General features: G+C 52.1%; 8 protein-coding genes. 1 reads left to right on the forward strand and 7 read right to left on the reverse strand.

Annotated elements, in window-relative coordinates; all coding sequences use genetic code 11:
- Positions 1-93: 93 nt before the first annotated feature.
- Entirely contained in the window at positions 94-1,140 is a 1,047-nt protein-coding gene (locus IMCC21906_RS12295) for a hypothetical protein (RefSeq protein WP_156166046.1), read from the forward strand.
- Here IMCC21906_RS12295 and IMCC21906_RS12300 read toward each other — a convergent pair.
- The 7 genes from IMCC21906_RS12300 to IMCC21906_RS12330 all read right to left on the reverse strand — a co-directional run bounded on the left by IMCC21906_RS12300 (position 1,137) and on the right by IMCC21906_RS12330 (position 12,239).
- Positions 1,137-2,573 (reverse strand): efflux transporter outer membrane subunit, encoded by a 1,437-nt coding sequence (locus IMCC21906_RS12300; protein WP_197085897.1) that lies wholly within the window; start codon positions 2,571-2,573, stop codon positions 1,137-1,139. The two genes, IMCC21906_RS12295 and IMCC21906_RS12300, sit on opposite strands and share 4 nt — an antisense overlap.
- On the reverse strand, positions 2,570-5,677 hold the full coding sequence (locus tag IMCC21906_RS12305) for an efflux RND transporter permease subunit (RefSeq protein ID WP_047012418.1): 3,108 nt from the start codon (positions 5,675-5,677) through the stop codon (positions 2,570-2,572). The genes IMCC21906_RS12300 and IMCC21906_RS12305 overlap by 4 nt, the downstream gene beginning before the upstream one ends.
- Positions 5,674-8,754: a multidrug efflux RND transporter permease subunit gene (locus tag IMCC21906_RS12310; protein ID WP_047012419.1), complete on the reverse strand. Its 3,081-nt coding sequence runs from the start codon at positions 8,752-8,754 to the stop codon at positions 5,674-5,676. The genes IMCC21906_RS12305 and IMCC21906_RS12310 overlap by 4 nt, the downstream gene beginning before the upstream one ends.
- An 8-nt stretch (positions 8,755-8,762) precedes the next feature.
- On the reverse strand, positions 8,763-10,076 hold the full coding sequence (locus tag IMCC21906_RS12315) for an efflux RND transporter periplasmic adaptor subunit (RefSeq protein ID WP_082117472.1): 1,314 nt from the start codon (positions 10,074-10,076) through the stop codon (positions 8,763-8,765).
- Positions 10,077-10,326: 250 nt separating this feature from the next.
- Positions 10,327-10,740 (reverse strand): biopolymer transporter ExbD, encoded by a 414-nt coding sequence (locus IMCC21906_RS12320; protein WP_047012420.1) that lies wholly within the window; start codon positions 10,738-10,740, stop codon positions 10,327-10,329.
- Positions 10,740-11,486 (reverse strand): MotA/TolQ/ExbB proton channel family protein, encoded by a 747-nt coding sequence (locus tag IMCC21906_RS12325; protein ID WP_047012421.1) that lies wholly within the window; start codon positions 11,484-11,486, stop codon positions 10,740-10,742. The genes IMCC21906_RS12320 and IMCC21906_RS12325 overlap by 1 nt, the downstream gene beginning before the upstream one ends.
- A 48-nt stretch (positions 11,487-11,534) precedes the next feature.
- Positions 11,535-12,239, reverse strand: a complete 705-nt coding sequence (locus IMCC21906_RS12330) for an energy transducer TonB (RefSeq protein ID WP_047012422.1) — start codon at positions 12,237-12,239, stop codon at positions 11,535-11,537.
- Positions 12,240-12,732: the final 493 nt, after the last annotated feature.

Genomic DNA, 12,732 nt, shown 5'->3' on the forward strand with positions numbered 1-12,732 from the left:
GGCAACGCAGAGATATTAGGTTATGCCGGGCTTCAAACCCGCTGGTTTCCAGACACAGCATTAGAGCCACAACAAAAAGACACCGCCTATTCTATGGTCGTGGCACCCGAGTGGTATCAGCGCTTTAACAATAACGACGATAGCGTGAATGTAAAACTGTTCTACCGCCACGACAGTGCTGATGACAAGCGGAGTCACGGTGATATTCGCGAGGCCTATTGGCAGCATGTGGGCCAAGACTATGAGTTTAGCCTTGGTATCAACAAACTCTTTTGGGGCGTTACCGAGTCCCAGCACTTGGTGGACATTGTTAATCAAACTGACCTTGTCGAGGCCCCAGATGGAGAAGAAAAACTTGGCCAGACCATGGCGCATTTGGCCTTGCTACAGGACTGGGGAGTTGTTGATATCATTCTGCTGCCCGGTTTCAGAGAACGAAGCTTTGCCGGAGAAAATGGTCGCCTCCGCAGCATTCCCCTCACCATAGAAGACGGGCGCTTCGATAGCGGTGCTGGAGATAAGCACAGCGATGCAGCCTTACGCTGGAGTCACTACCTCGGCGATGTGAGTCTAGGCATTTCCAGCTTTTGGGGAACATCCCGAGAGCCGCTGCTTGAGGTGGCTACGAACAACGGCAATGTGGTTCTGCAGCCGTTTTACCCACAAATTTTTCAAAATGGCCTTACCGCACAATATATTGTTGGCGACTGGATTTGGAAGCTGGAAACAATTTACAGGGAATACCTTGGCGATACCCAAGGAATCGATTTTTTTGCCAGCACCAGCGGTGTCGAAAAAGCAATTGTCGGCATCTGGAATAACTGGGATCTGGGGGTACTCGCTGAGTATTCACAAGACAGCCGCGGAAATGAAGCGACATCGCTATATCAAAATGATTTATTTATAGGTGGGCGTTTAAGTTTTAATGATATTGCTGGCAGCGAAATTCTTGCTGGCGTCGTCCAAGACTTGAGCAAAGCGGGGTCGCAACTTGCCTTTGTAGAAGCCAGTACCCGGCTTGGTAGTTCAACTCGACTTAGCCTTGAGTTTTACTATTTCAGTGCCGAAGATAATAGCGCGCCGTTATTTTTGCTACGTCGCGACAGTTTTGTAGAACTGGCCATTGACTATTATTTTTAGTCTTTTGGCTCAACCGTCACCGTCTGCACCACCGGATCATCCAGCTCCCAACCGCCGCCGATAACTGCCGCCAACTGCAAGGCGGCTTGTAGTCTATCGGCGGTGTTACTTAACCGCGACCGCTTTGCATTTAAGGTCAAATTTTGCGCCGTTGCCACCTCAAGAAAACTGACGATCCCGGCTTTGTAACGGTTAGTAATAATGCGTTCGTTTTCTTCAGCCAGTTCAACTAAGCGATCTTGCTGCTCGGCTTTATCTCCTAACAGCGCAATACTGGCCAGTGCATTTTCTACTTCTGCCAAGCCATCCAATACGGTTTGCCGATAAAACGCCAGCTGTTCATCGTACTGCGCTTTGGCGATGTTATATGCAGCTTGGCGCGCCCCACCATCAAACAGAGTTTGAGCAAGGCTGGGCCCCACCGACCAGATCATATTGGGCGCATCCAATAATTCACTAAAGCGACTGGCCTGCAGCCCCTGACTGGCGCTGATACCAAAGCTGGGCAACCACGCCGTTTTAGCGACACCAATTTGAGCATTGGCAGCAGCAAGCTGTCGTTCTGCCGACACCACATCGGGGCGACGAGAAATTAAGGTAGAGGGCAAGGTTTCTGGCAACGCGGGCACATCGGGAATGCGATTAAGCGCCGCCAGCGAAAATTGCACCGGCGCTTTGCCAAGCAATACCGCAATATTGTTTTCTTCTAAAGCGCGTTGGTTTTGCAGATCAATCAAATCGGCTTTCAGCGATTGACGCTGAGTTTCTGCCTGAATCACATCTGAGCGCGCCACAATTCCCGCTTTATATTGGTTATTAGTGAGGGTATAGGAGCGATCATAAGCAATCATGGTTTGCTCAAGAATCTCGCGCTGCAAGTCAAAGGCGCGCAGGCGAATATAGCTCTGCGCCACGGCCAGCTGAATAGTTAACTGCGCCGCCACCAAATCGGCAGCGCTGCCTTCAAGATTCGCTTGCTGGCTCTCGACCTGACGCCGCACCCTGCCCCACACATCCGGAGCCCAACTCAAACTGATGCCAGCACTGTAGCTTTCGTCTACATTGCGGCTATCGCCACCGCTGCGGGTGCCTGAAAGGCTGCCGTTCAACTGGGGGAAGTAGTCACTTCGCGCCCCGCGAAGCTGGGCTTGTGAAGCGCGATACCGAGCCTCACTTTGGGCAAGGGTCTGGTTGGCTTGCATGGCCTGATTAATCAGGCTATTTAATTTCGGATCATTAAATGCCTGCCACCATTTACCCTGTGCGGCCCAGCTTTGCGAACTCACCGTTTGCCAACCGGCTTCGTATTTAAAGCTGACCGGGATATTTACCGTTGGCTTAACATAATCCGGTCCAGCCGAGCAGGCCGTTAAGCCAGTAACTAGCGTCGTTGTCAGCAATAAGCACTGAATAATTGTTCGTTTTTTCATCATGGGGATTTCATCAAATCAGAGTCGGTTTCAGCGGGCAGTGCGTCATGTCGAATACATTTTTGGCGCAGCTTTTCTAAATATAAATACACAACCGGTGTGGTATACAAAGTCAGAAACTGGCTAACCAGCAAACCACCAATAATGGTAATGCCCAGCGGCCGGCGCAGCTCGGCACCTTCTCCAAAGCCCATCGCTAACGGTACCGCGCCCAATAAGGCTGCCAAATTCGTCATCAAGATTGCCCGCAATCGCAACACCGAAGCTTCACGAATTGCCGCAATAGGTGTTAAGCCATTGCGGCGCTGGGCTTGCAAAGCAAAATCAATCATTAAGATGGCATTTTTCATCACAATGCCGATCAACAAAAACAAACCTAACAAAGCAATTAAGCTTAAATAGGTATTAGAAATTTTAAGGGCAATCAGTGCACCAATGCCCGCCGAGGGCAGGGTCGACAAAATCGTCAGCGGATGTAATGTGCTTTCATACAAGACTCCTAACACCAAATAGACCGCCAGCAATACCCACAAAATTAACCAGGGCTGACTAAGATCAGCACCAAAATCTCTACCGGTGTCGTCGTCTTCGGCCACATGCACTTTGGTAGGCAATTTGATTTTATTCACCATTTCCGCCAATGCCGCTTCGGCCTGCAATGCAGTCACACCGGGTGCCAAGGCATAGCCAATACCCTCCGAGGCAAACTGCCCCTCATGGCGAATACGGTCTTCTCCCATACCGTAATCCCAGCTGGTAAAGGTTGATAAAGGCACCTTATTGCCGTCATCCGTTAGTACTTCCAACTGGCGTAATACCGACGGACTGGAGGTATAGCCCGGTGTCAACTCCATTACCACCCGGTATTGGTTCATTTCATCGTAAAGGGTCGCCACCTGACGCTGAGAAAAAGAATTGTTGAGCATAGAGGCGATAGTGCTCATATCCACCCCATATTGGCGGGCTTTTTCTCTATCTATATTTAGCACCACCTGCTGGGTTTCTTCGCCGCCCGGCGAGTCCACATCCACCAGCTCAGGTAATTCCTGCATGGCCACAGCGGCGTTGTAGGCCCACTCCCGCAGGTCTTCTAAGGAATCAGAACGCAGCAATAATTCATATTCGCTGCGTCTAAACGGCGACGACAAGCGAATATCCTGATCGACCATCAACATTAATCGCCCACCAGAAACCAGCGGCGCATTTTCGCGTAAGCGATCAACTACCTCTTGGGCAGAGGCATCACGTTCAGTCACGGGTTTGAGATTGACCGTGAGCTGGGCATTGGTCAAACCGCCATTGCCGCCACTGGTGCCGGTGACATCAGCCACGGCCGGGTCTTGCAGAATGTACTGACGAAAGGCTTCAATTTTCGGCTGCATAATTTGAAAAGAAAACCCGTCGTCTCCCCGCACAAAGCCCCTGATCTGCCCGGTATCTTGATTCGGCAAGGTGGTTTTAGGGATGGCCATATACAGATAAATATTGCTGGCCAGCACCCCCAACAACAAAACCATCACCAGTACGCCGTGACGCAATACCCAGTCCAGACTGTGACCATAAGCCGTTTGCAGCGATTCAAAAAGCTCCGCACTGTTGCGCGCAAAACGCCCCGGACGGCGCTGTTCTTTAGCCTGCAACCAGCGGGCACAAAGACTGGGGGTCAGCGTGATAGACACCAGCAGAGAAATTAGCATGGCCCCAGCCAGGGTAATCGAAAACTCCCGAAACAGACGTTCGACAACCCCGCCCATAAACAGAATTGAAACAAACACCACCACCAAGGCCAAATTCATTGCCAGTAGCGTAAAACCCACTTCGTTGGCACCTTTTAAGGAGGCGTGTAATGGCGACAAGCCAGCCTCCAGGTGACGCTCGATATTCTCCAGTACCACGATGGCATCATCCACCACCAAACCACAGGCCACCACCAAGGCCATCAACGACAGGTTGTTGAGCGAGAAGCCGTAGAAATACATCACCACAAACGCGCCAATTAATGACACCGGAATGGCCAAGGTGGGGATTAATGCCGTACGGAAGCTTCCCAAAAATGCCCACACTACCAATATCACCAACACCACTGAAATCAGCAGCGTCAGCTCGGCTTCAGACAATGTAGAACGGATTCCCGGCGAGCGATCCATTATCACTGACAACTCACTATCGGCGGGCATCAAGGCTTTTAACCTTGGCAGCTCGGCATATATCGCATCGATGGTTTCAACAATATTAGCGCCGCTCTGGCGACTGATCATTAACATCACCGCGGGCCGATCATTGTGAAAACCGCTGCTATAACGGTTTTCTACCGAGTTAGTCACCTCCGCCACATCCCCCAGCCGCACCACCGCGCCATCGGTTTGGCTAATAACCAGATCGCGATACTCACTGGCCTTACGCAAGGGGTCACTGGTGGTAACCCGCCAGCGATAGTTCGCATCTTCGATGACACCCAGAGGGCGCAGAGCATTGGCGGTGCTAATGGCATTGCGCACTTCATCCAAAGCCAAGCCTCTGTGCAGCAACGCGCCAGGGTTAAGTTGCACCCGCACTGCAGGCAACGATGCCCCGCTGACTTCCACTTCACCCACCCCCACAATTTGAGCAAGTCGTTGGGCTAAAATGGTCGAGGCCGCGTCGTAAAGCTGGGCCGACATTAAATTGGGCGAACTCAATGCCAAGCCCATAATAGGCGCTTGAGAAGGGTCTACTTTTCTAAATTCAGGGTTACCGGGCATGCCCGACGGTAACTGGCTGCGGACACTATTAATGGCCGCCTGTACATCTCTGGCCGCCTCGTTAATATTTCTATCCAGTTCAAAGGTCAACACAACCTGAGACGAGCCCTGATTGCTGGAGGAAGAAATCGCGGTGACGCCAGAAATTGCCCCCAGCGCCCTTTCTAAAGGTGTCGCCACCGTGGTGGCCATGCTCTCTGGACTGGCACCGGGCAAACTGGCGGAGACACTAATTACCGGAAAATCAATCTGGGGCAGCGGCGACACCGGTAGCATTCGCCAAGCCAGCAGCCCCACCAACACAATGGCCAGTGACAGCAGCCCGGTTCCCACAGGCCGTTGAATAAAAGGCCGGGATAAATTCATTGCAGGGCCTCAGCCGCATCAAGATCAAGCGGATCTTGCCGAAACCGATCAAAGAATAAATACACCACAGGGGTCGTAAACAAGGTGAGCACCTGACTCACTAATAAACCGCCCACCATGACCAGCCCCAGCGGCTGGCGAAGTTCAGCACCCGAACCCGACGCCAACATCAATGGCAAGGCGCCAAAGAGTGCGGCAAGGGTCGTCATTAAAATCGGCCGAAAACGCAACATGGCGGCGCGGTGAATCGCCTCACGAGGGGCCATACCCTGAGTACGCTGCGCGTCTAGGGCAAAGTCCACCATCATAATGCCGTTCTTTTTAACCAGACCAATAAGCAAGACCACGCCGATAACCGCCACTAAATCCAGCGGTCTGCCGGTCAACAACAATGCCAACAGCGCGCCAACCGTGGCCGAAGGCAGAGTAGATAAAATGGTAATAGGATGAATAGTGCTTTCATACAAGATCCCCAGCACCACATACATGGTCGCGACAGCGGCAAGTATTAGCCAGAGAGTATTCGACAAAGAAGCCTGAAAAGCTTCGGCAGCGCCTTGAAAACGCCGTTCAATTCCCAGCGGCAAACCAATTTCTTTTTCTACGGTTTCAATGGCATTAATTGCTTCACCCAGTGAGGCATCCGCAGCTAAATTAAACGACAAGGTTGCCGAGGGAAACTGTCCTTGATGATTGATCAGCAGCGCCGCCGCACGTTGCTTCACCGTGGCAACACTGCTCAACGGTGCAGGACTACCCGAGGCAGTTGGCACATACAGACTTTGTAAGGCCTCCAAGCCCCGAGCCTGATGTTGATCCACCTCCAACACCACCCGATATTGGTTGGCCTGAGTAAACAGAGTCGCAATTTGCCGCTGGCCATAAGCGTTTTGCAAGGTATCGGCAATATCCGACACACTTACGCCAAGCCTTGCTGCAGCGTCCCGATCAATATCGATATAGGCTTCCCGACCCTGTTGCTGTAAATCACTGGCAACATCGACCAGTTCTGGACGCTGGTCCAACGCCTCAATAAAACGAGGCACCCAATCGGCTAAATCTTTGGTGCTGGCTGCCGTCAACGTAAAGCGGTATTGGGTACGACTAACCCGGTCTTCAATACTCAGTTCTTGCACTGGCTGAAACCAGGCTTCTATCCCCGGCACGTCTGCAGCTCGGGCGCGAAGTTTTTCGATTAACTCAAATACCGATTCACTGCGCTGGTCGTGGGGCGGCAAATTAATAAACATGCGGCCGCTATTCAACGTGGTATTGCTGCCATCCACACCAATAAACGAAGACAGACTTTCTACACCGGGCTCTTCTAATAATGCCGCAGCCAAACTTTGTTGACGCTTGGCCATATTGGCAAAAGAACTGGTCTGGGGCGCCTCGGTCACCACTTGAATCACGCCGCTGTCTTGCACCGGAAAAAAGTCTTTATCCACCGCAAAGTACAGCACCACCGTTAACGCGATGGTGCCCAGCATGACCAACATCGCTGGACCTCGTCGTTCTAAAACCCAATCCAGGCCGTGACCATAACGACGAATCAAACCGTCCATAAAATCCTGAGAGCTGTTTTGATGATTCAACGGCTGCTTCAACATTTTTGAACACATCATCGGCGTCAGCGTCAGCGAGATCAGTAAAGAAATACCGATAGCCACCGCCAGTGTCACCGCAAATTCATGAAACATTCGCCCCACCACATCCGCCATAAACAGCAAGGGGATTAATACCGCAATCAAGGAAACGGTAAGGGAAATCAACGTAAAGCCAATTTCTTTGGCACCTTTTAAAGCGGCGGCCAGCGGCGAGTCTCCCTCTTCCCGATGGCGGGCAATGTTTTCTAGCATCACAATGGCATCGTCCACCACAAACCCAGTGGCGATGGTTAAGGCCATCAGGCTGAGATTGTTAATGGAGTATTCTGCCAAATACATAAAGGCAAAGGTGCCCACCAGCGACAGCGGTACTGCAATGCTAGGAATAATCGTGGCGGGAATACTGCGCAAAAATGCAAAGGTCACCAGCACCACAAGGCCGATGGCAAAGAACAATTCTTTTTGTACATCCCGCACCGACGCGCGGATGCTATCGGTGCGATCACTTAATACCGTCACATCTACCGAGTCAGGCAGAGTTGCAGCCAATTGTGGTAACAGCGCCTGTACCCGATCAGCCACATCGATGACGTTTGCACCCGGTTGTTTTTGAATATTCAACAACACTGCCGCTTGAGTGTTGGCCCAGGCACCCATAAAACGATTTTCTGCACCATTAACTATATTGGCAACATCACCCAAGCGCAGCGGTGCGCCGTTTTGCCAGGCAATGATCAGTTTTTCGTAATCAGCCACCGAGGTAATCTGATCATTGGCGTCTAGCATAGTGCTGCGATTAGGGCCGTCAAAACTGCCCTTGGGCTGATTAACATTGGTCGCCGCAATGGCACTGCGAATTTGATTCAAACTCAAACCATAGGCCGCCACCGCCGTGGGGTTAACCTGAATGCGCAGAGCCGGGCGCTGCCCCCCAGCCAAACTGACTAAACCAACACCCGATAATTGCGCCAGTTTTTGCGCCATGCGTGTGTCAACAAGGTCGTAAACCTCCGGCAAAGGCAGGCTGGCAGAGCTAATCGCCAGCGTCAGTATGGGCGCATCGGCCGGATTCACCTTGCGGTAAATTGGCGGTGTAGGCAGATCGTTGGGCAGCAGATTATCGGCGGCATTTAAGGCGGCCTGTACCTCCTGCTCGGCTACGCCCAAATCGACTTCCAGCGCAAACTGCAGGGTAATTACCGATGCGCCACCAGAACTGGTGGAAGACATCTGCTTCAACCCTGGAATTTTCCCCAGTTGTTTTTCCAGCGGCGCGGTAATGGTTCTGGCGGTCACATCGGGACCCGCGCCGGGATGAAAGGTGAATATCTGAATAATGGGATATTCCACCTGCGGCAGTGCTGCCACCGGCAACAGGCGCCAGGCCAATATCCCCATTGCCAACAGCGCGGTCATCAGCAGCGACGTTGCCACTGGTCGAAGAATAAAAGGACGCGACAGGCTATTCATATCTGCAATCAGCCTTGGGGGGCAGCGCGTGCTGGTCTGTTACCGTCTCGGGGCCGTCCACCCTCAGGGCGATTAGCTGCCTGACCTGCGGGCCTGTTGCGAGCACCCGGCTCAGTGGCACCGCCTTTGGCATGGCTGTTTGACTCCGTTGCGGGCTGGGGCTGAGTCTCTTGCCCTTCGACAAGCACTTCACGACCATCACGCAGACGATCTAAACCTTCCAGCACGACTTGCGCACCTTCACTTAACCCCGCAGTGATGGTCACTCGCTCATCATCTGCCGCACCCAGCTCCACCGAGCGAATATAAGCCCGGCCCTCTTCAACCACATAAACGTAGTTACCCTGGGAACCATGCTGAACTGCATCGGCAGCAATGGTGAGAACATCCTTCACCTCTGCCAGACGCAGCCTGACGTTAACAAATTGATTGGGAAACAAGGCTTCATCTTCGTTGGCAAACTCAGCTTTAACCCGCAAGGTACCCGTATTGACATCAATCTGATTATCCAAGGTCACCAGCTTACCCGTGGCAATCACCTCCTGTTCATTACGGCTAAGCACCTCTACGCGCAAATTGTCATCGACACTCATGGCCTTACGCAGCGCCGTCACCTGCACTTCGGGAATCGTAAAAAACACCGCGATGGGCTTGGTTTGGGTAATGGTAATCAAGCCTTCTTCTTCATTGGCGGTAATCAAATTACCAGCATCAACCCGACGCAAACCAAGGCGGCCCGCTATCGGCGCCGTAATCGTGGTCCACGACAGTTGTAAACGGGCATCATCCACTTCTGCCTGACTGCTTTTGTTGGCCCCCTGAAGCTGTCTTACCAGCGCGGCCTGACTGTCCAGCTGCTGCCGGGCAATGGAATCTTCTTTATAAAGACCTTGGTACAGCTCTAAATCAACCTTGGCATTTTCCAACTGGGCGCGGTTTTGCTGTAACTGACCTTCAGCCTGAGCGAGCTGAGCTTGATACGGGGCGGGATCAATCTGCGCCAATGGCGCCCCGGCTTTTACCTCTGCACCCTCATCAAATAAAATCTCATCCAACACGCCACCAACCCGGCTACGCACGATCACCGTATTCATAGCCGTCACGGTGCCGATAGAATGCACCTGCACATCGAGACTGCCTTTCTGCGCGGTCACCACGCTGACCGACGTTGCCATATTGCCCCAGCCTCTTCGCCGTGGCTCTGGGGCAGTATCGCCGCCGCTCGCGCTTAGCAAATACCAGGTCCCACCCACCAGGGTCAGCAAAATCAGCACGCAAATAACAATATTGCGTCGTTGCCGACGTTTTATTCCGTCTGTCATCGTTGGTTTTTCTCTCTGTCAATCGGGCGAACACTTGGCATCGTTAACACACTGGCAATACCCAAGGTTCAAAACGGAAGAGGCTAACAGCACAACGCCACGACTAAGCGTGGCGTTGGCTACAGTATTTCACATTACCGGCGACACTGGCTGAATGCAGCTCGCTGGTTTGACCCTCGCATACGGTTTAAACACAAGACCGGCATAAATCCTTCGCCAGTTTAAGCCTTGTTTACAGATTTTTTTGCCGCTAAGACTGAGGCTCGGTCACAAAACCCAACTTTAATATACCTGCCCGCTGTACCGCCGCCATCACCTTTAACACCTCTTCGTAATTGGCCTTGCGATCACCGCGTATATGAATTTCAGGCTGAGGCTCTTTTTGGGCTGCAACGACCAAACGCTGATCCAACTCGCCGCTACTCACCACCGACTTATTCCAGTGCAATGTGCCATCGGCATCCACCGCCAGATTCACCGTATCGGGTTTAATAAGATTGGGCGTGTTATCTGCTCGCGGCAAATCCACTTTCACCGAATGAGTAATAACCGGCACGGTAATAATAAAAATAATTAACAGCACCAACATAACATCCACCAACGGCGTCATATTGATTTCGCTCATTACCTCGCCTTCTTCATCAAAGCCGCCGCCAAAGGACATTATCTAGCCTCCTGCTGCCGCTGTTTGCGGCCACTGATCTTGGCGACCACATCAGGATTACTGGACTTTTTTGGCGCGGGAGGTGCCCCTGTCAGCAAGTAAGCATGAAGCTGATGCGCAAAGCGATTGAGCTTGCCGATAACACCTTTATTCGAGCGCGCCAAGGCGTTGTAACCCAACACCGCTGGAATCGCCACTGCCAAACCAAAGGCGGTCATAATCAAGGCCTCACCCACAGGGCCGGCAACCTTGTCGATACTCGCTTGACCAGACATACCAATGCCCACCAAAGCATGATAAATACCCCACACCGTGCCAAACAAACCAATAAACGGCGCAGTAGATCCAACAGAAGCCAAAATAGCCAAGCCCCGCTGCAGGCGTTCCGCGCTCTCATCAATAGAGCCCTTCATGCAGGCAGTGACCCAGTCGGCCAGTGGCATATGGCCGTGCAAATCGTCTTTGTGATTAACATGGTGGACGACGGCCGCTTCACCGGTTTCGGCCAGTTCCCGAAAGGGATTGTCCTTACCATCGCCCAGCAGTTCCACCGCCTCACTAAAACTGTGCTCATGCCAAAAATCCTGCAACGCCGCCTCGGCACTACGAAGACGGTTAAGACGCCATGAGCGCACGACAATGACATACCAAGACGCAACAGACATTATTAGCAAAGCAATTGCCACCACCTTGATGATGGCATCGCCCTGGGACCACATCGCCTCGACGCCATAGGGGTTATTCATAACTGTTTCCTCTTTCTCAATAAGCCGGATCAATAATCCCGCTGATGATTAGTTCAATGAAAATTCCAGAGGCTGGAGATACCAATATTCGATAGGGGTATCGCCCCGCATCGCCGGTATATATTTCCAACGCTTTACCGCTTTAATCGCGGTTTTATCCAACCGCTCAAAGCCGCTGGACGTTTTAATAACAACTTCACCCACACTGCCATCGGGCAAAATCAACAGCTTCAACACCACAATACCCTCCTCCTTCAAACGACGAGAGATACTCGGGTAAGCGGGTGCCGGATTATTCAGCGGATTGGCATCATGCTTCGGAGGCGTAACTGGCGCCCCCAGTGCTTTATTGTCTTTATCTGTCACCGCTGACGGCTTTTGGGTTTGGGGTGGCGGCGGCTCACTCTCCGCTTCCTCTGGCTTTTGCTGATTAATGGCCTTTTCCAACGGCGGTGCTTCAACGGGTGGCGGCGCCTTTGGTTTAGGCTTGGGTTTTGGTTTGGGCTTCGGTTTTGGCTTGGGTTTGGGCTTCGGTGTTTCAACCGGCTTTTTCACCGGCGGTGTTGTAGGCTTGGCACTGGGTAACTGTACCTGCTCTGCGGGTGGTGCAGGCACAATCACGCCTTGAATGGTTGGCATCACCAGCGTGTTTTGCTTGGACTCAGGCGCCAACACCACCGCCGCCACAAAACCAGCGTGTAGCGCCAATACCAGAAACAGCCCCAGCCAAGAATCATCGCCGTGCTTTTTCAACCCTTAACCTCCAAGGTATAACGCAATACGCCGTGTAACCTCCCGCGGAATAGCGCAGCCCTGAGCAACATCATTAACCTCACGTCCTGTTCATTCCTCCACTACCCCACGAGCACCAAAGCCATCAGCCACAGCGCCAAACGACCAGTGTTTTCTCAGAAGATGAAAACCGCTATTGCGAAGGGCCAGCTATAATCCGTTGACCAAGGCAAAAGCCCTGCCAATATAGAATTGATAATTAAGTGCATTTGAGAATCAATTCTAACTCAAGAGCTTATACTCCACCAGTAGCCAGCTATAAGGGAGGTAAATTATCTGTCCGCCCCCGCAGCCTTCGTAGCCCGCAACACTACAAACCGTAACGAATGGGCCGCAAAGCACGATGGCAAGAATCTAAATTTCAGAATAAATCCGGGAGGACGTAGCGCAATAAAACCGAGTTCAAATCAGGGTTGCGCAAAAAGGGAAGGTCTTCAACAAGGTTGAATTAGTG

The sequence above is a fragment of the Spongiibacter sp. IMCC21906 genome (genome assembly GCF_001010805.1).
Taxonomy (GTDB): Bacteria; Pseudomonadota; Gammaproteobacteria; order Pseudomonadales; family Spongiibacteraceae; genus Spongiibacter.

Coding starts and splice junctions, on each gene's coding strand:
- IMCC21906_RS12305 (WP_047012418.1), bottom strand. CDS start 5,677: ATGAATTTATCCCGGCCTTTTATTCAACGGCCTGTGGGAACCGGGCTG.
- IMCC21906_RS12300 (WP_197085897.1), bottom strand. CDS start 2,573: ATGATGAAAAAACGAACAATTATTCAGTGCTTATTGCTGACAACGACG.
- IMCC21906_RS12310 (WP_047012419.1), bottom strand. CDS start 8,754: ATGAATAGCCTGTCGCGTCCTTTTATTCTTCGACCAGTGGCAACGTCG.
- IMCC21906_RS12325 (WP_047012421.1), bottom strand. CDS start 11,486: ATGAATAACCCCTATGGCGTCGAGGCGATGTGGTCCCAGGGCGATGCC.
- IMCC21906_RS12295 (WP_156166046.1), top strand. CDS start 94: ATGGTCGTGGCACCCGAGTGGTATCAGCGCTTTAACAATAACGACGAT.
- IMCC21906_RS12320 (WP_047012420.1), bottom strand. CDS start 10,740: ATGTCCTTTGGCGGCGGCTTTGATGAAGAAGGCGAGGTAATGAGCGAA.
- IMCC21906_RS12315 (WP_082117472.1), bottom strand. CDS start 10,076: ATGACAGACGGAATAAAACGTCGGCAACGACGCAATATTGTTATTTGC.